General features: G+C 59.7%; 25 protein-coding genes and 1 pseudogene. 24 read left to right on the top strand and 2 right to left on the bottom strand.

What is annotated here, in order from left to right:
- The first annotated feature begins 199 nt into the window (after window positions 1-199).
- From F8N80_RS26195 to flhB, 24 genes and pseudogenes are all read left to right on the top strand, one after another.
- Complete coding sequence (locus F8N80_RS26195; RefSeq protein ID WP_150784999.1) at window positions 200-1,639, top strand: flagellin N-terminal helical domain-containing protein; 1,440 nt, start codon at window positions 200-202, stop codon at window positions 1,637-1,639.
- Between the two features lie 184 nt (window positions 1,640-1,823).
- Window positions 1,824-1,904, top strand: a pseudogene (locus F8N80_RS31760) (flagellar protein FlaG); the annotation flags it as partial.
- A gap of 82 nt (window positions 1,905-1,986) precedes the next feature.
- The gene (fliD, locus tag F8N80_RS26185) at window positions 1,987-3,372 is read left to right on the top strand and encodes a flagellar filament capping protein FliD (protein ID WP_150784998.1); all 1,386 of its coding nucleotides are present in this window, start codon (window positions 1,987-1,989) and stop codon (window positions 3,370-3,372) included.
- A gap of 152 nt (window positions 3,373-3,524) precedes the next feature.
- On the top strand, window positions 3,525-3,914 hold the full coding sequence (fliS, locus tag F8N80_RS26180; RefSeq protein ID WP_150784997.1) for a flagellar export chaperone FliS: 390 nt from the start codon (window positions 3,525-3,527) through the stop codon (window positions 3,912-3,914).
- Window positions 3,915-3,939: 25 nt separating this feature from the next.
- Entirely contained in the window at window positions 3,940-4,236 is a 297-nt protein-coding gene (locus tag F8N80_RS26175; RefSeq protein WP_150749007.1) for a flagellar protein FliT, read from the top strand.
- Between the two features lie 171 nt (window positions 4,237-4,407).
- Window positions 4,408-5,883: a sigma-54 dependent transcriptional regulator gene (locus F8N80_RS26170; RefSeq protein WP_150749006.1), complete on the top strand. Its 1,476-nt coding sequence runs from the start codon at window positions 4,408-4,410 to the stop codon at window positions 5,881-5,883.
- Window positions 5,884-6,155: 272 nt separating this feature from the next.
- Window positions 6,156-6,485 (top strand): flagellar hook-basal body complex protein FliE, encoded by a 330-nt coding sequence (gene fliE / locus F8N80_RS26165; RefSeq protein WP_150749005.1) that lies wholly within the window; start codon window positions 6,156-6,158, stop codon window positions 6,483-6,485.
- A gap of 15 nt (window positions 6,486-6,500) precedes the next feature.
- The gene (gene fliF / locus F8N80_RS26160; protein WP_150784996.1) at window positions 6,501-8,288 is read left to right on the top strand and encodes a flagellar basal-body MS-ring/collar protein FliF; all 1,788 of its coding nucleotides are present in this window, start codon (window positions 6,501-6,503) and stop codon (window positions 8,286-8,288) included.
- Entirely contained in the window at window positions 8,281-9,300 is a 1,020-nt protein-coding gene (fliG, locus tag F8N80_RS26155) for a flagellar motor switch protein FliG (RefSeq protein WP_150748831.1), read from the top strand. Before fliF ends, fliG begins: the two co-directional genes overlap by 8 nt.
- A gap of 7 nt (window positions 9,301-9,307) precedes the next feature.
- Complete coding sequence (gene fliH / locus F8N80_RS26150) at window positions 9,308-10,108, top strand: flagellar assembly protein FliH (protein ID WP_150748832.1); 801 nt, start codon at window positions 9,308-9,310, stop codon at window positions 10,106-10,108.
- On the top strand, window positions 10,098-11,456 hold the full coding sequence (gene fliI / locus F8N80_RS26145; protein WP_150784995.1) for a flagellar protein export ATPase FliI: 1,359 nt from the start codon (window positions 10,098-10,100) through the stop codon (window positions 11,454-11,456). Before fliH ends, fliI begins: the two co-directional genes overlap by 11 nt.
- Before the next feature lie 6 nt (window positions 11,457-11,462).
- A complete protein-coding gene (gene fliJ, locus F8N80_RS26140) occupies window positions 11,463-11,912 on the top strand; it encodes a flagellar export protein FliJ (RefSeq protein ID WP_150748833.1) in 450 nt (149 codons plus the stop codon).
- A gap of 213 nt (window positions 11,913-12,125) precedes the next feature.
- The gene (locus F8N80_RS26135) at window positions 12,126-12,425 is read left to right on the top strand and encodes an STAS domain-containing protein (RefSeq protein ID WP_150748834.1); all 300 of its coding nucleotides are present in this window, start codon (window positions 12,126-12,128) and stop codon (window positions 12,423-12,425) included.
- Between the two features lie 5 nt (window positions 12,426-12,430).
- Window positions 12,431-14,137, top strand: a complete 1,707-nt coding sequence (locus F8N80_RS26130) for a fused response regulator/phosphatase (RefSeq protein ID WP_150748835.1) — start codon at window positions 12,431-12,433, stop codon at window positions 14,135-14,137.
- A 30-nt stretch (window positions 14,138-14,167) separates the two neighbouring features.
- Window positions 14,168-14,536, top strand: a complete 369-nt coding sequence (locus F8N80_RS26125; RefSeq protein ID WP_150748836.1) for an Hpt domain-containing protein — start codon at window positions 14,168-14,170, stop codon at window positions 14,534-14,536.
- Window positions 14,537-14,618: 82 nt separating this feature from the next.
- Window positions 14,619-15,947 carry a flagellar hook-length control protein FliK gene (locus F8N80_RS26120; protein ID WP_150748837.1) on the top strand — a complete coding sequence of 443 codons (1,329 nt, stop codon included), beginning with the start codon at window positions 14,619-14,621 and terminating at the stop codon, window positions 15,945-15,947.
- Between the two features lie 320 nt (window positions 15,948-16,267).
- Window positions 16,268-16,774 (top strand): flagellar basal body-associated protein FliL, encoded by a 507-nt coding sequence (gene fliL / locus F8N80_RS26110; RefSeq protein ID WP_150748839.1) that lies wholly within the window; start codon window positions 16,268-16,270, stop codon window positions 16,772-16,774.
- A 9-nt stretch (window positions 16,775-16,783) separates the two neighbouring features.
- Window positions 16,784-17,752, top strand: coding sequence for a flagellar motor switch protein FliM (gene fliM, locus F8N80_RS26105; protein ID WP_150784993.1), 969 nt, complete (start codon window positions 16,784-16,786; stop codon window positions 17,750-17,752).
- Between the two features lie 81 nt (window positions 17,753-17,833).
- Window positions 17,834-18,277 carry a flagellar motor switch protein FliN gene (gene fliN / locus F8N80_RS26100; RefSeq protein WP_412071196.1) on the top strand — a complete coding sequence of 148 codons (444 nt, stop codon included), beginning with the start codon at window positions 17,834-17,836 and terminating at the stop codon, window positions 18,275-18,277.
- The gene (fliO, locus tag F8N80_RS26095) at window positions 18,278-18,733 is read left to right on the top strand and encodes a flagellar biosynthetic protein FliO (RefSeq protein ID WP_150748841.1); all 456 of its coding nucleotides are present in this window, start codon (window positions 18,278-18,280) and stop codon (window positions 18,731-18,733) included.
- On the top strand, window positions 18,733-19,491 hold the full coding sequence (gene fliP, locus F8N80_RS26090; RefSeq protein WP_150748842.1) for a flagellar type III secretion system pore protein FliP: 759 nt from the start codon (window positions 18,733-18,735) through the stop codon (window positions 19,489-19,491). Before fliO ends, fliP begins: the two co-directional genes overlap by 1 nt.
- Window positions 19,488-19,757, top strand: a complete 270-nt coding sequence (gene fliQ, locus F8N80_RS26085; RefSeq protein WP_150748843.1) for a flagellar biosynthesis protein FliQ — start codon at window positions 19,488-19,490, stop codon at window positions 19,755-19,757. The genes fliP and fliQ overlap by 4 nt, the downstream gene beginning before the upstream one ends.
- Window positions 19,758-19,760: 3 nt before the next feature.
- Window positions 19,761-20,543, top strand: coding sequence for a flagellar biosynthetic protein FliR (fliR, locus tag F8N80_RS26080; protein WP_150748844.1), 783 nt, complete (start codon window positions 19,761-19,763; stop codon window positions 20,541-20,543).
- Between the two features lie 3 nt (window positions 20,544-20,546).
- A complete protein-coding gene (flhB, locus tag F8N80_RS26075; RefSeq protein WP_150748845.1) occupies window positions 20,547-21,686 on the top strand; it encodes a flagellar biosynthesis protein FlhB in 1,140 nt (379 codons plus the stop codon).
- Between the two features lie 159 nt (window positions 21,687-21,845).
- Here flhB and F8N80_RS26070 read toward each other — a convergent pair whose 3' ends face one another.
- Window positions 21,846-22,208 (bottom strand): DUF6124 family protein, encoded by a 363-nt coding sequence (locus F8N80_RS26070; RefSeq protein ID WP_150748846.1) that lies wholly within the window; start codon window positions 22,206-22,208, stop codon window positions 21,846-21,848.
- Between the two features lie 589 nt (window positions 22,209-22,797).
- Window positions 22,798-23,904 carry an RHS repeat-associated core domain-containing protein gene (locus tag F8N80_RS26065; RefSeq protein WP_150784992.1) on the bottom strand — a complete coding sequence of 369 codons (1,107 nt, stop codon included), beginning with the start codon at window positions 23,902-23,904 and terminating at the stop codon, window positions 22,798-22,800.
- Between the last annotated feature and the right edge of the window lie 113 nt (window positions 23,905-24,017).

Here is a 24,017-nt window from a genome sequence, read left to right as displayed (position 1 = left end):
TGGTCATGGGCGTTTTTGCGTTGGGGATGACGATCCAAGGCCTTGAAACCGAAGAAGTGGCACGGTGCTAGTAAAAATATTCAAAAAACCCCTCAAGCAAACTGCGGTCACGACGATAACCATTACGAAGGTTCTCTAGGCCACACCCGACGGATGTCAGGGCCGGAAGCCGCAGTATCCATCCAACGAGGATTTCGTCATGGCTTTAACCGTAAACACCAACCTTGCATCGCTGACCATACAGAACAACCTGAACAAGGCTTCCGGTAATCTGCAAACTTCGATGCAGCGTCTGTCTTCCGGCCTGCGTATCAACAGCGCTAAAGACGATGCGGCCGGCCTGCAAATCTCCAACCGTCTGACCAGCCAGATCAACGGCCTGGGCGCTGCCATCAAGAACGCCGGTGATGGCATCTCCATCGCGCAAACAGCTGAAGGCGCGATGCAGGAATCCACTAACATCCTGCAGAAAATGCGTACCCTGGCTCTGTCTTCCGCGAACGGCTCGCCAAGTGCTGAAGACCGTAAGTCGAACAACGCTGAGTACTCGGCCCTGACTGCAGAGTTGACGCGTATTGCTACCACCACTACTTTCGGTGGTCGTAACCTGCTGGACGGTTCATTCGGCACTACCTCTTTCCAGGTTGGCTCAAACGCTAACCAGACCATCGATATGACCCTGAACGACGTGTCCGCCAACAAAATTGGTTCGCAGCAGCTGAAGAGCGTTGGTATCAAGCCAGGCGATGGTGTTAAAGATGACACCATCACCGTTTCCGGCGGCGGTGACACCGGCACAGTTGACGTTGAAGCTGCTGATTCGGCCAAGGACATTGCCACCAAATTCAATGGTGTTATTGGCGGCTTGACTGCCAGTGCCAGCACTGAGGTCAAGTTTACCTTCAGTACCGCCGATATTAATGCCGACGAGCCAGCCGCGTTCACCCTGAGCATCGGCGGTGCCGATGTCAAATTCATTGGTGTCACAAGTCAGGATGACTTGGCCGAGCAACTGAAGTCTAACGCCGCCAAACTGGGTATCAGTGTTGTTAACGACAAAGTTAATGGACTGTCGATCAAGTCGGCGACCGGTGAAAACGTCGTAGTTAAGAGCCTCGATGCTGGCAACGTGGGTGCTGCGGGTATCAAGATTGCCACCAAGGGCGCTAGCGGCACATACGGTGGTGAAACAGCCCTTGCTGAGAATGTGATTGCCACTGGTGCTGTGAGCCTGAACTCCACCAGCGGTTATGCATTGAGTTCTACTACCACCAATGGTGCTGTGGAGGATCTGTTCGGTGCTGACTCTATGAGCTCGAAGCAAACCTCCGTTGCCGATACTGACGTCAGCACAGCTGCCGGCGCTCAGAACGCGATTGACGTAATCACTCAAGCAATCGCCAACATCGACTCCCAGCGTGCTGACCTCGGTGCCATGCAAAACCGTTTCGACAGTACCGTGTCGAACCTGCGCAGCATTTCGGACAACTCCACTGCTGCTCGTGGCGTGATCCAGGATGTCGACTTCGCATCTGAAACGGCTCAGTTGACCAAGCAACAAACCCTGCAACAGGCGTCCACTGCGATCCTGTCCCAGGCTAACCAGCTGCCATCGGCTGTGCTGAAGCTGCTCGGATAATTCCAGCGCTTGATGACATAAGGAAGGGCGCGTTTACGTGCCCTTCCGTTTTTTCGTGATGGGGAGAGTTGGCATGGAGCGTCAAGTTGAACCTGACTTATCCTGCCGTTGCACCTCAAACCCCAGCACCGCAGGCCAAAGGCACTCCTGACAAGCCCAAGCCAGACGTGGGATTGACGAAAATCAGATCCCCTCGGAAGCTGCATTGAAATTAGCGCAAAGCCTGACTGAAGCCAGCGGCCTGCTGTTTGACGGCAAGGCTTGAATGGGAACGAATTTTGTTGCTGTCGCGGGTTATATTCGTTCTCGGTCAAGAAAGCGGCAGTCACTGTAAAAGGAGATAGAAGATGGCGGGTACATCGGTTAGCGGTATTGGTTCGAACATCGATACTCAGGCGATCGTGAAATCGTTGGTGGATTCTGAAAAAGCGCCCAAGCAGACGCAGATCAACAGCCAGACGCTGAAAGCTACCACTTCGCTGTCATCTATTGGCAAGATCCAGGCAGCGCTGGACGCCTTCCGTGGTGCATTGGAAACAATGAAAAACACGGCCAGCTTCAGTGGACTGACCGCTACTTCTTCCGATGAGAAGGTTGCTACGATCACCACGGGTAACGGGGTGGCGTCCGGTAGTTTCTCGCTGGTGGTCACTCAATTGGCGACCGCTTCCAAAATATCCACCAGGGTGTTCGCAGGCGGCGCGTCGTCGGTAGTTAACGCGGGTGCCTCACCCACTACGTTGGGTATAAAGCAGGGTAGTTCCAGTTATGATGTCAGCGTTCCGGCTGGCGCTACGCTGCAGCAGGTGCGTGAGTCAATTAACTCGCAGTATGCCAACGAGGGGTTGAGTGCCAACATTCTGACCGATGCCAGCGGATCTCGATTGGTGCTGACCTCTTCCAGGACGGGTGTAGGTTCGGAGCTTACTCTGTCCGGCAACTCGGGACTGGAAGCGGGAATGACCATACTTGCACCGCCGAAGGATGCACTCTACAGCATCGACGGTCAGCAAATGGTTTCCAAATCCAACAACATTTCTGAAGCCATCAGTGGCGTCACTATCAAGCTGACGGGCGTCTCTCCTAAAGCGACCGGCGCTACAGACTTTACGGCGAACACGATTACCGTCGCGGCGAGCAGCTCGACACTGAAGTCTTCGGTCAAGGGTTTCGTCGATACGTACAACGCATTGATCAAGGCTGTGAACACCGAAACTCAAGTCACCGCAAACGCTGATGGTTCGATGACGTCTGGTGCTCTGGCTGGCGACACGTCACTGCGCTCGTTGGTGTCATCTGTACGTTCCGAGTTGAACTCGATGTCGGGTACCGGCCAAATGAAAGCGTTGTCTCAGTTCGGAATACTCACCGATCAGAAAACCGGCACGTTGACGATCGACGATAAGAAGTGGGAGGCAGCAGTCCTGACCAACGCCGCTGACATCAATGGCATTTTTACTGGCGATACCGGGTTGTTGGCGCGCATGAAATCCGCCACGGACAGCTTTGCGCTGAGCAAAACCGGTGTGTTTGCGGCGCGATCGGCCAGCCTTACCGACAGTCTGAACGACTTGAAAAAGCAGCAGGACTCTTTGGACGCGCGGATGACAAGCCTACAAGCGAGTCTAAGCGCTAAATACACAGCCATGGACTCCCTAGTGGCCAGGTTACGTGCACAGAGCGACAGCATCATGACCACGCTCAACGCGCTCAATAACCCGAGCGACGACTGATCTGACATAAGCGTAAAAAACCCAGTAACGCTGCAGTAACAGCGGATGGTTTTCTTTGGCAGCAAGTTCGGATTAAAGTTTTTTTTCGACCAGTCGACATAAAGATTTAGAGCAAACCACTTTTCAGTTGTTGTCTGTCACGAGGTAGAAACATGAATCCCATGAGAGCCCTTCGCCAATACCAGAAGGTCAATTCCCATGCTCAGATCTCCGAAGCCAATCCCCATCGTCTGGTGCAGATGTTGATGGAGGGCGGGCTGGACCGCATGGCTCAGGCCAAGGGTGCCATGGATCGTGGTGACATCGCACTCAAGGGCTTGATGCTGGGCAAGGCGGTCGACATCATCATCGGCTTGCGTGACGGCTTGAACCCGCAGAAGACTGAAGATCCTGCATCGCTGCAGCAACTCGACAACCTGTACGCCTACATGATGACGCGGCTGATGGAAGCTAACCGCTATAACGATGCGGCTATCATCGACGAAGTCTCGGGTCTGCTCGAAACCCTGAAAAGCGGCTGGGATGCCATCGCCAACCAATAGGCCCGCGAGACTGAGGAATGACGCCATGAGTCAAGCACTGCAACGGATTGAACAAACCCGCGAAGCCCTCATCGACGCGCTGGCCGAGCGTAATTGGGATGCGATCGGCGAACTGGATATGGCGTGTCGAGAGTGTGTCGACGAGGTGCTCACCGAAGCGCCAATCGACGAGGCGGCGGTGCGCACGAATCTGGAAAGTCTGCTTGCCGTCTACAAGGATTTATTGACAGCGACCATAGGCGAGCGCCAGTCGATAGTCGACGAAATGTCCCAGATCAACCAAGCGAAGAGCGCGGCAAAGGTTTACCATCTGTTCGGTTGAAAACCGTCATTACTCCAAATTGTACTGCGCCATAAATTTGACTATGCACGGTTTTTTGACTTAACTAGTGGCTGTTTCCAGATTGCCGACGTCTACAGGCCTTTCGGTCTGCAAGTGTTTGGCTTGCCCACTCATTTCGGGCACCGGGTTGACTAGGGAAGTAGCTATTGCATGTGGCGTGAAACCAAAATTCTGCTGATCGATGACGATAGCGTTCGTCGCCGCGACCTGGCGGTGATTTTGAATTTTCTTGGCGAAGAAAATTTACCCTGCGGCAGCCATGACTGGCAGCAGGCTGTCGGCTCGTTGTCGTCCAGTCGTGAAGTGATCTGTGTCCTTATCGGTACGGTCGGTGCGCCTGGCGCACTGTTGGGCTTGTTAAAGACACTCTCGACCTGGGATGAGTTCCTTCCGGTGTTGTTGATGGGCGATAATTTTTCCGGTGACTTGCCGGAAGACTTGCGTCGTCGGGTGCTGTCGACCCTGGAAATGCCGCCCAGCTACAGCAAATTGCTCGATTCGTTGCACCGGGCCCAGGTCTATCGCGAGATGTATGACCAGGCGCGCGAGCGCGGTCGTCATCGCGAACCCAATCTGTTCCGCAGTCTGGTCGGCACCAGCCGGGCGATTCAGCACGTGCGGCAGATGATGCAGCAGGTTGCCGACACCGATGCCAGCGTGCTGATCCTCGGGGAGTCCGGCACCGGCAAGGAGGTGGTCGCGCGCAACCTGCATTACCACTCCAAGCGTCGTGATGCGCCGTTCGTACCGGTCAATTGCGGGGCGATTCCGGCCGAGTTGCTGGAAAGCGAATTGTTCGGGCATGAGAAGGGCGCCTTTACCGGGGCGATCACCAGTCGGGCCGGACGCTTCGAACTGGCCAACGGCGGCACCCTGTTTCTCGATGAAATCGGTGACATGCCGCTGCCGATGCAGGTCAAGCTGTTGCGCGTGTTGCAGGAGCGCACGTTCGAGCGCGTGGGCAGTAACAAGACCCAGAGCGTCGATGTGCGCATCATCGCGGCGACCCACAAGAATCTCGAAAGCATGATCGAGATCGGCTCGTTCCGCGAAGACCTGTATTACCGCCTGAACGTGTTCCCGATCGAAATGGCGCCCCTGCGCGAGCGTGTCGAAGACATTCCGCTGCTGATGAACGAGTTGATCTCGCGCATGGAGCATGAGAAGCGTGGTTCGATTCGTTTCAATTCCGCGGCGATCATGTCGCTGTGCCGTCACGGCTGGCCGGGCAACGTCCGTGAGCTCGCCAACCTGGTGGAGCGCATGGCGATCATGCATCCCTACGGGGTGATAGGCGTGGTCGAGTTGCCGAAGAAATTCCGCTATGTCGACGATGAGGACGAGCAACTGGTCGACAGCCTGCGCAGTGATCTGGAAGAGCGGGTGGCCATCAATGGGCATGCCCCGACCTTCAGCGCCAACGCCCTGCTGCCGCCGGAAGGCCTGGACCTGAAGGACTACCTGGGTGGTCTGGAGCAAGGGCTGATTCAGCAGGCGCTGGATGATGCCAATGGCATCGTCGCGCGCGCGGCGGAACGGCTGCGTATTCGTCGCACCACCCTGGTGGAGAAGATGCGCAAATACGGCATGAGCCGGCGTGAGGGTGATGAACAGGCGGAGGATTGACGCCTGTTTTACAACCCCCCCCTGTAGGAGCTGGCTTGCCAGCGAAGACGGTCTATCGGCCAATACATGTATCGCCTGACACGCCGCCTTCGCTCCTACAGGGGGGGAGCGGTGTGTCAGGCAATTTATGTGTCCACTGACATGCCGTCTTCGCTGCGGTGCGGCGATCCGACAAGCCAGCTCCTACCGAGGAGCTGGCACCCTTGTTGCTAACACCTGTCTACCCGCCGAGTGAGCGTCAAAAAATTGCGGGTCGTCAAAGAGAGTAGCCCATGAGCCAAGGTATTGAATTCAATCGATTGATGCTGGATATGCGGGCCATGCAAATGGACGCCATGTCTGCGTCGAAATCGACGGCTGCCGTCCCTCAACTGGCGGGCAGCAGCTTTGCCGACATGCTCGGCCAGGCCGTCAATAAAGTGAACGAGACCCAGCAGGCCTCCAGCCAGTTGTCCACGGCGTTCGAGATCGGCAAAAGCGGCGTCGATCTGACCGACGTGATGATTGCCAAGGAAAAAGCCGGTGTGTCGTTCCAGGCGATCACTCAAGTGCGTAACAAGCTGGTTCAGGCTTACCAAGACATCATGCAGATGCCGGTTTAAGGACGGTATCGAGTCATGGCAGAAGCAGGCGGTGATCACGTTCCGGCCCGGGCCACTCCGATAGGCGGCAAGCCGCCGCTGTTCGGCTTGTCCTTTCTGGAAAATCTCTCCGAGATGACCGTGCTGCGTCAGGTGGGCCTGTTGGTCGGTCTGGCGGCGAGCGTGGCGATTGGCTTTGCCGTGGTGTTGTGGTCCCAGCAACCGGACTACCGGCCGCTGTACGGCAGCCTCGCCGGGATGGACGCCAAGCAGGTCATGGACACCCTGGCGGCCGCCGATATTGCCTACTCCGTCGAACCCAATTCCGGCGCCTTGCTGGTCAAGGCCGAAGACCTGTCCCGCGCGCGCCTCAAGCTCGCGGGCGCTGGTGTCACTCCCAGCGACGGCACTATCGGGTTTGAAATCCTCGACAAGGACCAGGGCCTGGGCACCAGCCAGTTCATGGAAGCGACCCGTTATCGGCGCGGCCTTGAAGGCGAACTGGCACGGACCATCTCCAGCCTGAACAACGTCAAGGGTGCCCGGGTGCACCTGGCCATTCCGAAAAGCTCGGTGTTCGTGCGCGATGAGCGCAAGCCCAGCGCTTCGGTGCTGATCGAGCTGTATGCCGGCCGCTCCCTGGAACCTGGCCAGGTGCTGGCGATCATCAATCTGGTCGCCAGCAGTGTGCCCGAACTGAGCAAATCCCAGGTCACCGTGGTCGATCAGAAGGGCAACCTGCTGTCGGATCAGGCGGAAAACTCCGGGCTGGCCATGGCCGGCAAGCAGTTCGACTACAGCCGGCGCATGGAAAGCATGCTCACTCAGCGCGTGCATAACATCCTGCAACCGGTGCTGGGCAACGATCGTTACAAAGCCGAAGTGTCGGCCGATGTGGATTTCAGTGCCGTCGAGTCGACCTCCGAGCAGTTCAACCCGGACCAGCCGGCATTGCGCAGCGAACAATCGGTGAACGAACAACGCACCACCAGCAATGGCCCGCAAGGCGTGCCGGGTGCCCTGAGCAACCAGCCGCCAGCGCCGGCGTCCGCGCCTGCGACCACCGGTGGCGGCACCGCGTCGGCCGGCATGGTGCAGCCTGGCCAGCCGTTGCTGGACGCCAACGGTCAGCAAATCATGGACCCGGCCACCGGCCAGCCGATGCTCGCACCGTACCCGACGGACAAGCGTTCACAGTCCACCAGGAACTTCGAGCTCGACCGTTCCATCAGCCACACCAAACAGCAGCAGGGCCGTTTGAATCGCCTGTCGGTGTCGGTGGTGGTGGACGATCAGGTCAAGATCAACCCGGCCAACGGTGAAACCAGCCGCGCGCCGTGGACCGCCGATGAATTGGCGCGCTTCACCCGTCTGGTGCAGGACGCCGTCGGTTTCGACGCCAGCCGGGGTGACAGCGTCAGCGTGATCAACATGCCGTTCTCCGCCGAGCGTGCCGAAGTGATCGCCGATGTGGCGTTCTACTCCCAGCCGTGGTTCTGGGACGTGATCAAACAAATACTGGGCGTGCTGTTTATCCTGGTGCTGGTATTCGGTGTGCTGCGTCCGGTCCTCAACAACATCACCAATGGCGGTAAAGGCAGGCAGCTGGCCGGCGTCGGCAGTGACGTCGAACTGGGTGGCATGGGCGGCCTGGATGGCGAACTGGCCAATGACCGCGTCAGCCTCGGCGGGCCGCAAAGCATCCTGCTGCCGAGCCCGAGCGAAGGCTATGACGCCCGGTTGAATGCAATCAAGAGTCTGGTGGTCGAAGACCCGGGTCGCGTGGCCCAGGTCGTGAAAGAGTGGATTAACGCCGATGAATGATAACCGAGCCGCTGCCGCCAAACTGTCCAAGGTCGACAAAGCCGCGATCCTGCTGCTGTCCCTGGGCTCCTCCGACGCCGCCCAGGTGTTGCGCCACATGAGCCCCAAAGAGGTGCAGCGGGTGGGCGTGGCCATGGCGCAGATGGGCAACGTGCACCGCGAGCAGGTCGAGCAGGTGATGAGCGAGTTCGTCGAGATCGTCGGCGACCAGACCAGCCTGGGCGTCGGCTCCGACGACTACGTGCGCAAAATGCTCACCCAGGCCCTGGGCGAAGAGAAGGCCAACGGCCTGATCGACCGCATCCTGCTGGGCGGCAACACCAGCGGCCTCGACAGCCTGAAGTGGATGGAGCCGCGGGCCGTCGCCGACGTGATCCGCTACGAGCACCCGCAGATCCAGGCCATCGTGATCGCCTATCTCGACCCGGACCAGGCCGGTGAGGTGCTGGGCAACTTCGACCACAAGGTGCGCCTCGATATTATCTTGCGGGTGTCCGCGCTGAACACCGTGCAGCCAGCCGCCCTGAAAGAACTCAACCAGATTCTCGAGAAGCAGTTCGCCGGCAATTCGAGTGCCTCGCGGACCAACCTGGGGGGCATCAAGCGCGCGGCCGACATCATGAACTTCCTCGACAGTTCGGTCGAAGTCCAGTTGATGGACTCGATCCGCGAAGTCGACGAAGACCTCTCCGGGCAGATCGAAGACCTGATGTTCGTGTTCAACAACCTGGTCGATGTCGACGACCGCGGGATCCAGGCGTTGCTGCGCGTAGTGTCCTCCGATGTGCTGGTGCTGGCCCTCAAGGGGGCGGACGAAAACGTCAAGGACAAGATCTTCAAGAACCTGTCCAAGCGGGCGGCCGAACTGTTGCGCGACGACCTCGAGTCCAAGGGCCCGGTGCGTGTCAGCGACGTGGAAACCGCGCAGAAAGAAATCCTCACCATTGCCCGCCGTATGGCCGAAGCCGGAGAAATCGTTCTCGGCGGGAAGGGCGGCGAAGAGATGATCTGACATCACTATGTTGACCGAACATGATGAGTCCCAGACCGACCTGATCCGTGCCAAGGACGTCAGGGCGGCCGATCTCTGGTCGTTGCCCAGTTTCGATCCGCACGTCCCCGAGCCCGAGCCGGAGCCTGAACCCGAGCCGCCGTCCATGCAGGAAGTGCCGCTGGAGGAAGTCCAGCCGCTGACCCTCGAAGAGCTCGAAAGCATTCGCCAGGAAGCTTACAACGAAGGCTTTGCCACCGGCGAGCGGGAGGGCTTTCACAGCACCACGCTCAAGGTCCGCCAGGAAGCCGAAGTGGCGCTGACGGCGAAGCTTGCCGCGCTGGAAAAGCTGATGGGCCACCTGTTGGAACCGATTGCCGAGCAGGACACCGAGATCGAGAAGTCCCTGGTCGACCTCGTGCAGCACATCACCAGACAGGTGATCCAGCGCGAACTGGCCATCGACTCGACACAGCTCGAACACGTCATGCGCGATGCCCTCAAGCTGTTGCCATTGGGCGTGGGCAACGTGCGCCTGTACATCAATCCGCAGGATTTCGCCCAGGTCAAAGCCCTGCGCGAGCGTCATGAAGAAACCTGGCGCATCGTCGAGGACGAGGCATTGTTGCCGGGTGGTTGCCGGGTCGAGACCGAGCACAGTCGCATTGACGCGACGGTTGAAACCCGGATTGCGCAGGTCATGGACCAGCTGTTCGATCAACTGCACGAACAAGCGCGGCACCCGGCTGCGCCGGACCTGAGCCTGGAGCTGCCGATGGGCAACACGCCGGCAGTCGCCCCCGCACCGGACCTGCCCGATGCGCCTTGACCGCACCAGCTTCGCCAAGCGCCTGGGCAGTTACGCCGAGGCCACAAAGCTTGCCGGCGCGCCGATCCTCGAAGGGCGCCTGCTGCGCATGGTCGGCCTGACCCTCGAAGCCGAAGGCTTGCGCGCCGCCATGGGCAGCCGCTGCATGGTGATCAACGACGACAGTTACCACCCGATGCAGGTCGAAGCCGAAGTCATGGGCTTCTCGGGCAGCAAGGTCTTTCTGATGCCGGTCGGCAGCGTCGCCGGCATCGCCCCCGGTGCGCGCGTGGTTCCGCTGGCGGATACCGGTCGCCTGCCGATGGGCATGAGCATGCTCGGGCGGGTGCTCGACGGCGCCGGTCGTGCGCTGGACGGCAAGGGCGCGATGAAGGCCGAAGACTGGGTGCCGATGGACGGCCCGACCATCAACCCGCTCAAGCGCCACCCGATCAGCGAGCCGCTGGACGTGGGCATTCGTTGCATCAACGGCTTGTTGACGGTCGGTCGCGGCCAGCGCCTCGGGTTGTTCGCCGGTACGGGCGTGGGCAAGAGTGTGCTGCTGGGCATGATGACCCGCTTCACCGAGGCCGACATCATCGTGGTCGGGCTGATCGGTGAGCGGGGTCGTGAAGTCAAGGAATTCATCGAGCACAGCCTCGGTGAAGAAGGCCTCAAGCGTTCGGTGGTGGTGGCGTCGCCGGCGGACGACGCGCCGCTGATGCGACTACGCGCGGCGATGTACTGCACGCGCATCGCCGAATATTTCCGCGACCAGGGCAAGAACGTGTTGTTGCTCATGGACTCCCTGACCCGATTCGCCCAGGCCCAGCGGGAAATCGCCCTGGCCATCGGCGAACCGCCCGCGACCAAGGGGTATCCGCCGTCGGTGTTCGCCAAGTTGCCGAAACTGGTGGAGCGCGCCGGTAATGCCGAGAAGGGCGGTGGTTCGATCACGGCGTTCTACACCGTGTTGTCCGAAGGCGACGACCAGCAGGATCCGATTGCCGACTCGGCGCGAGGCGTGCTCGACGGGCACATCGTGCTGTCCCGGCGCCTGGCCGAGGAAGGTCACTACCCGGCGATCGATATCGAAGCGTCCATCAGCCGGGTCATGCCGTCGGTGGTGTCCGCGGAACACATGGCCCGCGCCCAGTATTTCAAGCAGCTGTGGTCGCGTTACCAGCAAAGTCGCGACCTGATCAGCGTCGGCGCCTACGTCGCCGGCGGTGACCGGGACACCGACCTGGCGATTGCCCTGCAGCCGCAGTTGGTCAAATACCAGCGCCAGGGCCTGAACGACAGCATCAGCCTGGGTGAAAGCGAAGCCTACCTGGGTTCGATCTTCGCCCCTGCGGCCGGCGGCTGACCGGCCATGGCCCAGAGCCGCGCAGCCCGCCTGGCACCCGTGGTGGACATGGCCGAAAAGGTCGAGAAAGCCGCGGTCCAGCGCCTGGGGCACTTTCAGGGGCAGGCCCGTCTGGCCGAAAGCAAACTCGCCGACCTCGAGGCGTTTCGGCTCGACTACCAGGAGCAATGGATCGTGCGCGGCAGCAGCGGCGTTACCGGCCAATGGTTGCTGGGTTATCAAGGCTTCCTGGCGCAGCTGGGCACGGCCATCGACCAGCAACGACAAAGCCTCGCCTGGCATCAGAACAATCTGAACAAGGCACGGGAAACCTGGCAGCAGGCGTATGCCCGGGTCGAAGGGTTGCGCAAACTGGTTCAGCGCTACAGGGATGAGGCGCGACGGCTGGAAGACAAGCGCGAGCAGAAGCTGCTGGATGAATTGTCCCAGCGGTTGCCGCGGCAGGATCCGTATTGAATCAGAAAGACCGCGTTATCGTTCTTCGCGGGCAAGCCTCGCTCCTACAGGTTCAGCGTCGTTCACGGGAATTACGAACGACACTGCACCCGTAGGAGCGAGGCTTGCCCGCGAAGGCGTCCTGGGCCCCACCACAACTACCAGCCTTGCCCCCACCCCCGGCAAGTGCTAAACCTTCCACACGTACGTTCCCCAATGACAAGGAAGCCGTTCATGTCAGTCGTTACAGAAGTATCCCAAGATGGCCAACAGCTGACGATTTCGATCAAGGGACGATTCGATTTCGCCAAGCATCAGGAGTTTCGTCAGTCCTACGAGGACAAGAAACTCTCCGCCGTCGTCGTCGACTTGAAAGAAGCCACCTACCTCGACAGTTCGGCACTGGGCATGTTGCTCTTGCTGCGCGATCACGCCGGTGGCGACAACGCCGACATTCGCGTGGTCAACAGCAGTTCCGACGTGAAGAAGATCCTCGCCATCTCCAATTTCGACAAACTGTTCGACATCAGTTGAGCAGCATGCAGGCTGCACTTGAGCCGCTGACGATCCTGATCGCCGAAGACAGCGCGGCCGATCGCTTGCTGCTGTCGACCATCGTCCGTCGCCAGGGCCATGAAGTGCTGACGGCCGCCAACGGTGCCGAGGCGGTCGAAGCCTTTCGTCAGCAACGCCCGCAACTGGTGTTGATGGACGCGATGATGCCGGTGATGGACGGCTTCGAGGCGGCGCGGCAGATCAAGGCACTGGCCGGGGAAACCCTGGTGCCGATCATCTTTCTCACTTCGCTCACCGAAAGCGAAGCCTTGGCACGCTGTCTGGAGGCGGGGGGCGACGACTTTCTGGCAAAGCCCTACAACCAGGTGATACTCGCCGCCAAAATCAAGGCGATGGACCGTTTGCGCCGGCTGCAGGCCACCGTGTTGCAGCAGCGTGACCAGATCGCCAGACATCACCAACACCTGCTCAACGAGCAGCGGGTGGCCAAGGCCGTATTCGACAAGGTGGCCCATTCCGGTTGCCTGAATGCCCCGAATATCCGCTACCTGCAATCGCCCTACGCGCTGTTCAACGGTGACTTGCTGCTGGCCGCGTTCACCCCGGCCGGCGATATGCATGTATTGCTCGGGGATTTCACCGGCCATGGTCTGCCGGCGGCTGTCGGGGCCATGCCCCTGGCTGAAGTCTTCTATGGCATGACGGCCAAGGGTTACGGTCTGTCCGAAACCTTGCGCGAGATGAATGCCAAGCTCAAGCGCATCCTGCCGGTGGACATGTTCTGCTGTGCCACCCTGCTGCGCCTGAGTTTTCAGCGGTGTTCGGTGGAGGTGTGGAACGGCGGGATGCCGGACGGTTACCTGCACAGCATCGCGAGCGGTGAGCGCACGCCGCTCAAGGCTCGGCACTTGCCGCTCGGCGTGCTGAGCCCGCAAACCTTTGACGATCGCACCGAGGTGTTTCCGATGGCGGTCGGCGATCGGGTGTTTCTGTTATCCGACGGTGTGCTCGATACCTGCGATACCAACGAACAACTGTTTGGTGTCGAGCGGCTGCAGCGGGTGTTTGCCGCCAATCGTCAGCCTGATGAATTGTTCGCAGAGATCGAACAGGCGCTGCGCGATTTTCGCGGTGAAGCCCGTGACGACGTCAGTATGGTCGAGGTCAGCTTGCTGGAGGCGGCGCAGATGAGCCCGCCAGCGTTGGTGTATTCCGACAGTGGCCAGTCCTGTCCGCTGGACTGGTCGCTGAGTTTCGAGTTTCGCGCGGCCACGCTCAAGCGCTTCAACCCGCTGCCTTATCTGTTGCAGTTGCTGCTTGAGGTCCATGGGCTGCGGGCGCAAAGCGGGGCGCTCTACAGTGTGCTGGCGGAACTGTACTCCAACGCCCTGGAGCATGGCGTACTGGGCCTGGACTCCAGCCTCAAACGGGATGCCTCGGGTTTTACCCGTTATTATCAACAACGCAGTTCGCGCCTGGATGCGTTGCAGGATGGTTTCATCCGGGTGCATTTGCAGGTGACACCGAAGGGCGAGGGCGGTTGCCTGACGGTTCGCGTCGAAGACAGTGGCAAGGGTTTCGATGTGGGTCGGGTGATGCAGCTGCCCGCTGATGGTGTCCGTCTGTCGGGGCGAGGCATCGGTCTGATCCGTCAATTGAGCCGTCATGCCAGCTGGTCTGACGATGGTCGCAGTGCCCGCGTGGAATTTTTCTGGGAGGCTCTGGCATAATCCACGCATTCTTGATCAAGGAGTGAGCAAGTGGTTGACACACATCTGGACCGCGACGTGCTGAGCGCGTTGCAAGAGGTCATGGAGGATGGGTATCCGATGTTGCTGGATACCTTTCTCGTTGACGCTGAAGAACGCCTGGTTCTGTTGCACAAGGCTGAAGATGCCCTGCAACTGATGAATGCTGCCCATAGTTTCAAGGGTAGCAGCAGCAACATGGGGGCCGTTCGCCTGGCCGGGCTGTGCCATGAGCTGGAGCAGCGTGCCAAGAATAAAAACCTTTCAGGCGTGGAAAAACTGGTCGGCGAAATCGACCGTGAATTTGCCATAGTCCGGCCGATGTATGAGGCGGAACGGCAGCGCACTTCGCCGACCAAGGCGACCGTCCAGCGCTTTTAGCGCCTGTCCTGTAACCTGGCGCGACCTTTGCTTTCATCTCCGTCAACTGTACCTACGATCCCAGTGCGGCGGAGACCGTTCCATGCCCGTTACCCCCAATATTCTTCTCCAGGCCGCCGCCCAGGCCAAGGCCAAAGTGGCTTGCGCCAAGACACCGGCACAGGTCGCCGAGCCCGGGGGCAAGGCATCCAGCTTCGCTCATGTCTACGCCAGTCAGGCGCAGGACAAACGTTCTGTAGGGCACGATGGGCCGCCCACGCCCATGCGCGACAAAGCCGCTGAGGGGCCGGGCAAAAAGCACCTTTGCCACGACAAGGCTGCCGCCCCGAAACCGGTCGTTGCCGATAGCGGCAAATCCTTGCCCGCCGATAAACCGGGGGCCGACGACAAGATCGCCGACGATGCTTCGGATGCCGCTGACACTTCTGGCACCGAGGGTTCAGATGCCGCTGACACCTCTGTCACCGAGGCGGCGGGTGACCCGGCCGCCGATCCTGCAGGGCCCGCACTCGTTGCACAAACTCCGCCAGTGATAGACGCCATGCCGCCACTGGACGAGCAGCAGGTCGTTGCGGCAACGACGCCGGCCGCCACCGCTGACACCGCGTTCGATCCGCACGCCGACCCCCTCGATGCCCTGCCAGCCTTGCGCATGGCCATGGAGCAGAGCGGGCACGTCACCGCTTCCAGCCAGGCTCAGCCCAATGCGCTGCCGACCTCGGCCGAGGCCGACGGCGAGCCGGCTGCGGCGCAAAACCTGGTCGCCGGCATGGCGAGCATGCTTGACGTGCAGGCCGAAAAGGACAGCACCCAGGGCGGGGACAAGGCCTTCAGCGACCTGCTCGATGACGGCTTGAAAGACTTGAAGACCGCCAGCAGCGATACCCGTGTCGATGATTTCGCCAGCCGACTGGCGGCGCTGACCCAGGCGGCCACGCCGAAAACCGCTAATGCGGTGCCGGTGAACCCGCCGCTCGCCCTGCATCAAAGTGGCTGGACCGAAGAAGTGGTGAACCGGGTCATGTACCTGTCCAGTGCCAACCTCAAGGCGGCCGACATCCAGTTGCAACCGGCCGAACTCGGGCGCCTCGATATTCGGGTGAACATGGTTCCGGATCAGCAGACCCAGGTCACCTTCATGAGCGCCCATCCCGGTGTCCGCGAAGCACTGGACGGGCAGGTGCAGCGCTTGCGCGAGATGTTTGCGCAACAAGGCATGGGGCAGGTTGATGTCAATGTGTCCGATCAGTCCCGTGGCCAGGAACAGGCTCAGCAGGGAGAGGGGGGGCGCACCCGTTCCAACGGTGGTCGCCTTGACTCCATGAGCGATGAGATTGCGCCAACAGTCGCCGAAGTGGCGGCTAGCACAACCAGCGTCATCGGCTCCAGCGCAGTCGACTACTACGCCTGATCAAACATACGCAAACACACACGCAAACACACACGCAAACACACACGCAAACACACACGCAAACACACACGCAAACACACACGCAAATACACACGCAAATACACACGCAAACACACACGTAAATACACACGCAAACACACATCTGTAGGAGCGAGGCTTGCCCGCGAAGCAGACGCTGCGGTTTATCAGGCAAACCGTATTATCGTTCTTCGCGGGCAAGCCTCGCTCCTACGGGGGACGCCTCCCCGACATTTGTGGCATAACACTTGCTCTTGCCAAGCCGGCGACTGTGAAACCCCGAAGAGTGACGGATTATTGGCATGGCGAAGAGCGACGAAGCAGAAGCAGTAAAAGACCCCGCAGCCAAAGGCAAGATCAAGCTGATCATTGCGACAGTGGGCGCCCTGCTGCTGGCGATCGGCTTGTCCGTGGGGGCCACCTGGTACTTCATGCACAGCCCCCGGAGCACGCCAGTCGCCGCGCCGGAATCCGCGGTCATCGACAAGCAGCCGGCGATGTTCATGCCCCTGCTTCCGGCCTTCATTGCCAATTACAACCAGAACGGCCGTCAGCGCTACATGCAGGTGAGCATCACCCTGCTGGGTCGCGACCAGGCCGATCTGGAAGCGCTCAAGGTGCACATGCCGGTCATCCGCAATAACCTGGTCATGCTGTTCTCCGGGCAGGACTTCACCACCCTGGCCTCCCCGGTCGGCCAGGAAATGTTGCGTCAGAAAGCCACGGCCAGCGTCCAGGAAGTGGCGCACAAAGAACTCGGCAAAGTGGTCATCGAACAATTGCTGTTCACTAATTTCGTACTGCAGTAGGAACACGACATGGCCGTGCAGGACCTGCTGTCCCAGGAGGAAATCGACGCGCTGTTGCACGGTGTCGACGATGGTCTGGTACAGGCCGATATCGCTGCCGAACCCGGCACCGTCAAAAGCTATGACCTGACCAGCCAGGATCGCATCGTCCGTGGACGCATGCCGACCCTGGAAATGATCAACGAGCGTTTCGCCCGCTACACCCGCATCAGCATGTTCAACCTGCTGCGCCGCTCGGCGGACGTTGCCGTCGGTGGGGTGCAGGTGATGAAGTTCGGCGAATACATGCACTCGCTGTACGTGCCGACCAGCCTCAACCTGGTCAAGATCAAACCGTTGCGGGGCACCGCGCTGTTCATCCTCGATGCCAGGCTGGTGTTCAAGCTGGTGGACAACTTCTTCGGCGGCGACGGCCGTCACGCCAAGATCGAAGGGCGTGAGTTCACCCCGACCGAACTGCGCGTGGTGCGCATGGTGCTGGAGCAGGCCTTCGTCGATTTGAAGGAAGCCTGGCAGGCGATCATGGAAGTGAACTTCGAGTACATCAACTCGGAAGTGAACCCGGCCATGGCCAATATCGTCGGCCAGAGCGAGGCCGTCGTGGTGTCGACCTTCCATATCGAACTCGATGGCGGTGGCGGCGATCTGCACGTGACCATGCCCTATTCGATGATCGAGCCGGTGCGCGAAATGCTCGACGCCGGCTTCCAGTCGGACCTCGACGATCAGGACGAGCGCTGGCTCAACGCCCTGCGCCAGGACCTGCTGGATGTCGATGTACCGATCGATGCCACGGTTGCCCGTCGCCAGTTGCGCCTGCGCGACATCCTGCACATGCAGCCGGGGGACATTATCCCGATCGACATGCCGGAAGAAATGATCATGCGCGCCAATGGCGTGCCTGCGTTCAAGGTCAAGATGGGTTCGCACAAAGGCAACCTCGCGTTGCAGGTGATCGAGCCGGTCGAGCGCCGTTGACCGGCGCGTTGCACATTCGCTTTTAACTGACGGCTTCCACTTGAAAGGGTTGCCCGCCGAGGACACATGATGATTAACAATATGCACACCCGGGACGACCAGGCTCTGGCTGATGAATGGGCTGCGGCCCTCGAAGAAGCCGGTGACGGGCAGGCCGACATCGACGCCTTGCTGGCTGCCGGTGCTGCCAGGTCGTCGTCCAATCGTCTGCCGATGGAAGAATTTGGCGGCGTGCCGAAAAACCATCATCCGGTGACCCTTGACGGTCCGAACCTGGACGTGATCCTCGACATCCCGGTGTCGATCTCCATGGAAGTCGGCAACACCGAGATCAATATCCGCAACCTGCTGCAACTCAACCAGGGTTCGGTGATCGAGCTCGATCGCCTGGCCGGTGAGCCACTGGACGTCCTGGTCAACGGCACGCTCATCGCCCACGGCGAAGTGGTGGTGGTCAACGAGAAGTTCGGCATCCGCCTGACCGACGTGATCAGCCCAAGCGAACGCATCAAGAAGCTGCGCTAAGTGAAAAAGGTTCTAAGGGCTTTACCAGGGTTGGCGCTGGCCTTGCCGTTCAACGTGCTGGCGGCCGAGCCGGTGGCGACTGCCGCCGCGGCTGCGGCACCGGCGGTCAGCAGCGGTGTGGCCGGGCAATTGACGCAGCTGGTGTTCGGCTTGCTGCTGGTGCTGGGGCTGATTTTCTTCCTCGCCTGGCTGCTGCGCCGGGTGCAGCAGGCCGGACCGGCGGGCAAAGGGCAGGTGATCGAGCTGATCGGTTCCCGCGCGCTCGGTCCGCGTGACCGGCTGATGCTGGTGCAGGTCGGCAACGAGCAGATTCTGCTCGGCCTCAGTCCCGGCAGCATCACCGCCCTGCATGTGCTCAAGGAGCCCGTGCAGGTGCCGAGCACCGGGAAGACCACCCCCGAGTTTGCCCAGCGCCTGATGGAGCTGATGGGCAAGGATCAGAAGGATAAGCAGTAATGGCCGGGTTACGCATGGTCCTGACGCTGGCCCTGATGCTGGCTGCGCCGCTGGCGTACTCCGCCGATCCGTTGTCGATCCCGGCGATCACCCTGGGCACCAATGCCGAGGGCGCCCAGGAATACTCGGTCAGCCTGCAAATCCTGCTGATCATGACCGCGCTGAGCTTCATCCCGGCGTTCGTCATGCTGATGACCAGTTTCACCCGGATCATCATCGTCTTCTCGATCCTGCGCCAGGCCCTGGGCCTGCAGCAGACGCCGTCGAACCAGATCCTCACGGGCATGGCGCTGTTCCTGACCCTGTTCATCATGGCGCCGGTGTTCGAGCGGGTGAATCAGGACGCCTTGCAACCCTATCTGGCGGAAAAACTTACGGCCCAGGATGCCGTGGCCAAGGCCCAGGTGCCGATCAAGGACTTCATGCTGGCCCAGACCCGCAGCAGCGACCTGGAGCTGTTCATGCGCCTGTCCAAGCGCACCGACATCGCCTCGCCGGATCAGGCGCCGCTGACCATCCTGGTGCCGGCCTTTGTCACCTCCGAGCTGAAAACCGCGTTCCAGATCGGCTTCATGATCTTCATTCCCTTCCTGATCATCGACCTGGTCGTGGCCAGTGTGCTGATGGCCATGGGCATGATGATGCTGTCGCCGCTGATCATTTCCCTGCCGTTCAAGATCATGCTGTTCGTGCTGGTGGATGGCTGGGCGTTGATCATCGGCACCCTGGCCAGCAGCTTCGGCGGTGTCTCGCCATGACCCCGGAAGTGGCCGTCGACATCTTCCGGGAAGCGCTGTGGCTGACCACCGTGATGGTCGCCGTGCTGGTGATCCCGAGTCTGCTGGTGGGGCTGTTGGTGGCGATGTTCCAGGCGGCGACCCAGATCAACGAACAGACCCTGAGCTTCCTGCCGCGCCTGCTGGTGATGCTGGTGACGCTGATCGTGGCCGGCCCGTGGCTGGTGCAGACCTTCATGGAATACATCCTGCAGTTGTACGGCAGTATTCCCCAGGTCATCGGCTAAGCCATGTCGCTGTTACAGCTGACCGATACCCAGATCAGCACCTGGGTCGCGACCTTCATGTTGCCGCTGTTTCGCGTGGGGGCGTTGCTGATGGTGATGCCGATCGTGGGCACGACCCTGGTGCCCGTGCGCGTGCGCCTGTACTTCGCCCTGGCGATCACGGTGGTGATCGTCCCGGGCCTGCCGCCGATGCCGCCGGTCAACGCGCTGGACTTGAGCGGGCTGCTGCTGATTGCCGAGCAGATCCTCATCGGCGCGGTGCTGGGGTTTGCCTTGCAGCTGTTCTTCCAAGCCTTCGTGGTCGCCGGGCAGATCGTTTCCATTCAGATGGGCATGGGCTTCGCCTCGATGGTCGACCCCACCAACGGCGTCTCGGTGGCGGTGATCGGGCAGTTCTTCACCATGCTGGTCACGCTGCTGTTCCTGTCCATGAACGGCCATCTGGTGGTGTTCGAAATCCTCACTGAAAGCTTCACCACCTTGCCGGTCGGCAGCGGGTTGGTGGTTAATCATTTCTGGGACCTGGCCGGCAAGCTCGGCTGGGTCCTGGGCGCGGCGCTGTTGCTGGTGCTGCCGGCGATCACCGCGCTGCTGGTGGTCAACATCGCGTTTGGCGTGATGACCCGGGCGGCGCCGCAGCTGAACATCTTCTCCATCGGTTTCCCGCTGACCCTGGTGCTCGGGCTGTTCATCGTCTGGGTCGGGTTGGCGGACATCATCAACCAGTATCAACCGCTGGCCTCCGAGGCCTTGCAGTGGTTACGCGAACTGGCACGGGCGCGCTGAGTCATGGCAGAAAGCGAAAGCGGTCAGGACAAGACAGAAGACCCCACGGAAAAAAAGAAAAAGGACGCCCGGGAGAAGGGCGAGATTGCCCGCTCCAAGGAGCTCAACACCCTGGCGATCATGCTCGCCGGTGCCGGTGCGCTGCTGATCTTCGGCGGGGCGCTGGCCCAGGACTTGATGGAATTGATGCGCCTGAACTTCTCGCTGTCGCGGGAGGTGGTGCTGGACCAGCGCGCCATGGGCACCTACCTGCTGCACTCGGGGTTGATTGCGTTGCTGGCGATCCAGCCGGTGATGATCACCTTGCTGCTGGCGGCGCTGATCGGCCCCATCTCCCTGGGCGGCTGGTTATTCTCCGCCGGCACCATGGCCCCCAAGTTCAGCCGCATGAACCCCGGCGCGGGCCTCAAACGCATGTTCTCGTCCAAGGCCGTGGTGGAACTGCTCAAGGCCCTGGCGAAGTTTTTCATCATCCTGTTCGTAGCGCTGGCCGTGTTGTCCTCGGACATCGACGACCTGCAGCGCATCGCCCATGAACCGCTGGACATGGCCATCATCCACAGCCTGCAAGTGGTCGGCTGGAGCACGTTGTGGATGGCCTGCGGCCTGATCATCATCGCCGCCGTGGACGTGCCGGTGCAGCTGTGGGAAAGCGCCAAAAAGCTGAAGATGACCAAGCAGGAAATTCGCGACGAGCACAAGGACCAGGAAGGGCGGCCAGAAGTTAAACAACGGATTCGTCAACTGCAGCGGGAAATGTCCCAGCGCCGGATGATGGCCGCCATTCCGGACGCCGACGTGGTCATCACCAACCCGACCCACTACGCCGTGGCACTCAAGTACGACCCGGACAAGGGCGGCGCGCCGATGCTGGTGGCAAAGGGCACTGATTTCCTGGCGTTGAAGATGCGCGAGATTGCCGTGGCCAACGAAGTGATGTTGCTCGAATCCCCGGCGCTGGCGCGGTCGATCTACTACTCCACCGAGCTTGAACAGGAAATCCCGGGCGGACTCTATCTCGCCGTTGCGCAGGTATTGGCCTACGTCTACCAGATCCGCCAGCACCGCGCAGGCAAAGGCAAACGACCAGACCCACTCAAGGATGATCTACCAATTCCGCCAGACCTGCGCCGCGATGCCTGACCAGTCCAAACGACTCAGCCAACACGCAAAACCTGTGGGAGCGGGCTTGCTCGCGAAGAGGGAGTGTCAGGCGACATGAGTGCCGACTGACACTCCCTCTTCGCGAGCAAGCCCGCTCCCACAGGAATTGCGCTTTGACTCAAGCCCGCATCGCCCTGTCTAGCCCTGTGGATCGATATTATCCAGCGCGCGATTCACCGCCAATTCGCCGAGCATGATCATCTGCGCAATGGCCATCATCGTATTGCGCTGAGAACCCTTCAGACATCCAGCAAAATCATCCGCCACGACCCTGGCCGACGCCAGCGACTCGCAGGCATGGGCCAACAGGCTTTCAGTATCGATACCAGGCGCAATGACGAACATCGTGCTGGGCTTTCGCGCAGTGGCGTTTATGCGGGCGGACAGGTTGATGTACTCATCGAGCGCGCGGTCGGCGGCTTCGTGGAGTTTTTGCGGATCGATTGAGGTGTCTGGGGAAACGTCTTCGGTTTCCGGCGGGTTGGGCGTTACTTTGAACATAGATGGAACTCCATATGTAATTGGAAGAGCCATCACCATCGCTACCAAACGAAAGGTGGCGGCCATACGCAGGTTGGTAGACCGGCCCACATGGAAAAACCGGCGCGCCCGAGGGCGCCCTGCGCACAGCCACCATAAAACAAGTGCCGATAAAGCACTTGGACAAGGTGACGCTATGCGCCATGTGTGAACGGCGGGCTACCAAACCCGATCGCTGTTTTCAGCGACCGTGAAACGATAAAGCCCGGCCCTCAGGCGCACAAGCCGGCGGATTCTGGCGTAGTCGTAGGCTGCGGCGCAAGCTTGTGTAGGCTCTGTAAGTGTCTGGAGATGTCGATTAAACATGGGTGTTTAAAATCAAAAGATCGCAGCCTTCGACAGCTCCTACAGGGTGTACGCAATACCTGTGTAGGAGCTGCCGAAGGCTGCGATCTTTTGATCTCGAAGCGGCTGGCCGCCTGTCACCGCCTGAGTGTGTTGTAATCGGGTCGTCTACCAAGTGAGCTTATTGGGACTGCTGGACGCGGCGGTTTTTAACTATGACCCGAGATCGGTTAATGGGTGTCTTCTTTTTCTATGGCTTGCTTCATTAAGCGGTTGAAGCTATTCCCCCCCGGACTTGATTGTTGGAGGCGCTTGGTGAGTCAGATCTACTATTGAAAAGTTGCTCTTCATAATGGGGTGGGGTGTCACGCGTATAATTAAGAACTTTATCCCTGTTGAAGCGTTTTATCCTTGCCTCGGTAACTCGCAAAGCATCGTCGTTCAGGAATTGGTTGCTTCTGTCAAGAGTCTTTTTGCTGTTGGCTAGCGTATCGCCGCTTAGTAAATATTTATTTTTATATCTAAGTTCACGAAGGATTTCGACATGCTTGCCTACGGTTTTTGTGGTATCGGCGTAGATCTTGTTTATGTCTTGAATCTTGGTTATTCTAAATCCGGGTTTTTCAAGATAACTGAATTCCCTAGCTATACTCTCCATCTCCCTATTGATAGTCTCGCTAATTACAAGCGCTTCGGCTGTTGTATTTTTTTTGGCTGCCACTTTTCTTAACTCTGTTGTGGTGCCAAGATGTCTTTTTGTCAGACGCAATGCATCTATTGTGTTTTCTGCTATTGGGGTTGTGTTTGTTGACATAACGCTAACAAGGCTTTTTATAAATCCATGCCCTGTCGGATCCGCCCTGCTGATAGGATCTCCTGCACAATACGCATACGCATTCAACCCACCCTTCCCAAAAGGACTCAAATTGTCCGGACTATTAAACCGCATCAGCACCGGATTAAACGCCCTATACCCATTCCCCAACAAATAACACCCAGTCACCGGATCCGGCCGTTCGCCGTTGAAGCCAAGCAGGCTGAGTAATCCGCTGTCAACAGAACGGTGGCCATAAGGCGAATAGGCGATAGGATGTCTTGGACGTTCGGCCTTGAGCGCCTGCAACACCGAACGCTGCTGATCGGTGACCAACAACGTGGTATCAGGCGCATCACCCTCACTTCGCTGTTGCGCCAGCAACTGCTCGCCATGCTGGACGATTGAATAGCGCATCGCCCCCTGTATTTCGGTCGCCAGCCTGCTTTTGCAGTAAAAGCGCTGGCGCTCGGGGGTATCTGGCAGGGCATGACTGGTCAGTCGATCAAGGGGATCGTAGTGGTATTGGCAGAGTACGGTCTCGCGCGAAGATGGCATGGGTGGTTGCTCCGAAGGTCCGAAGTGCGGGAACTCAGTATTGGCGGTTTGGCAAGGGTTGGGTACTAGCAGAACTGATAGGTACGCTGTGTTTGTGCGTTCAATATGCTGAT

The sequence above is a fragment of the Pseudomonas fluorescens genome, from assembly GCF_902497995.1.
Classification (GTDB): domain Bacteria; phylum Pseudomonadota; class Gammaproteobacteria; order Pseudomonadales; family Pseudomonadaceae; genus Aquipseudomonas; species Aquipseudomonas fluorescens_BK.
The sequence above is the reverse complement of the archived record's forward strand: the minus strand, read 5'-3'. Positions and strand labels throughout refer to the sequence as shown.

Excerpts from the sequence above, each read along its gene's own strand:
- F8N80_RS26195 (WP_150784999.1), top strand. The coding sequence starts at position 200 with ATGGCTTTAACCGTAAACACCAACCTTGCATCGCTGACCATACAGAAC.
- fliD (WP_150784998.1), top strand. The coding sequence starts at position 1,987 with ATGGCGGGTACATCGGTTAGCGGTATTGGTTCGAACATCGATACTCAG.
- fliS (WP_150784997.1), top strand. The coding sequence starts at position 3,525 with ATGAATCCCATGAGAGCCCTTCGCCAATACCAGAAGGTCAATTCCCAT.
- F8N80_RS26175 (WP_150749007.1), top strand. The coding sequence starts at position 3,940 with ATGAGTCAAGCACTGCAACGGATTGAACAAACCCGCGAAGCCCTCATC.
- F8N80_RS26170 (WP_150749006.1), top strand. The coding sequence starts at position 4,408 with ATGTGGCGTGAAACCAAAATTCTGCTGATCGATGACGATAGCGTTCGT.
- fliE (WP_150749005.1), top strand. The coding sequence starts at position 6,156 with ATGAGCCAAGGTATTGAATTCAATCGATTGATGCTGGATATGCGGGCC.
- fliF (WP_150784996.1), top strand. The coding sequence starts at position 6,501 with ATGGCAGAAGCAGGCGGTGATCACGTTCCGGCCCGGGCCACTCCGATA.
- fliG (WP_150748831.1), top strand. The coding sequence starts at position 8,281 with ATGAATGATAACCGAGCCGCTGCCGCCAAACTGTCCAAGGTCGACAAA.
- fliH (WP_150748832.1), top strand. The coding sequence starts at position 9,308 with ATGTTGACCGAACATGATGAGTCCCAGACCGACCTGATCCGTGCCAAG.
- fliI (WP_150784995.1), top strand. The coding sequence starts at position 10,098 with ATGCGCCTTGACCGCACCAGCTTCGCCAAGCGCCTGGGCAGTTACGCC.
- fliJ (WP_150748833.1), top strand. The coding sequence starts at position 11,463 with ATGGCCCAGAGCCGCGCAGCCCGCCTGGCACCCGTGGTGGACATGGCC.
- F8N80_RS26135 (WP_150748834.1), top strand. The coding sequence starts at position 12,126 with ATGTCAGTCGTTACAGAAGTATCCCAAGATGGCCAACAGCTGACGATT.
- F8N80_RS26130 (WP_150748835.1), top strand. The coding sequence starts at position 12,431 with ATGCAGGCTGCACTTGAGCCGCTGACGATCCTGATCGCCGAAGACAGC.
- F8N80_RS26120 (WP_150748837.1), top strand. The coding sequence starts at position 14,619 with ATGCCCGTTACCCCCAATATTCTTCTCCAGGCCGCCGCCCAGGCCAAG.
- fliL (WP_150748839.1), top strand. The coding sequence starts at position 16,268 with ATGGCGAAGAGCGACGAAGCAGAAGCAGTAAAAGACCCCGCAGCCAAA.
- fliM (WP_150784993.1), top strand. The coding sequence starts at position 16,784 with ATGGCCGTGCAGGACCTGCTGTCCCAGGAGGAAATCGACGCGCTGTTG.
- fliN (WP_412071196.1), top strand. The coding sequence starts at position 17,834 with ATGCACACCCGGGACGACCAGGCTCTGGCTGATGAATGGGCTGCGGCC.
- fliP (WP_150748842.1), top strand. The coding sequence starts at position 18,733 with ATGGCCGGGTTACGCATGGTCCTGACGCTGGCCCTGATGCTGGCTGCG.
- fliQ (WP_150748843.1), top strand. The coding sequence starts at position 19,488 with ATGACCCCGGAAGTGGCCGTCGACATCTTCCGGGAAGCGCTGTGGCTG.
- fliR (WP_150748844.1), top strand. The coding sequence starts at position 19,761 with ATGTCGCTGTTACAGCTGACCGATACCCAGATCAGCACCTGGGTCGCG.
- flhB (WP_150748845.1), top strand. The coding sequence starts at position 20,547 with ATGGCAGAAAGCGAAAGCGGTCAGGACAAGACAGAAGACCCCACGGAA.
- F8N80_RS26070 (WP_150748846.1), bottom strand. The coding sequence starts at position 22,208 with ATGTTCAAAGTAACGCCCAACCCGCCGGAAACCGAAGACGTTTCCCCA.
- F8N80_RS26065 (WP_150784992.1), bottom strand. The coding sequence starts at position 23,904 with ATGCCATCTTCGCGCGAGACCGTACTCTGCCAATACCACTACGATCCC.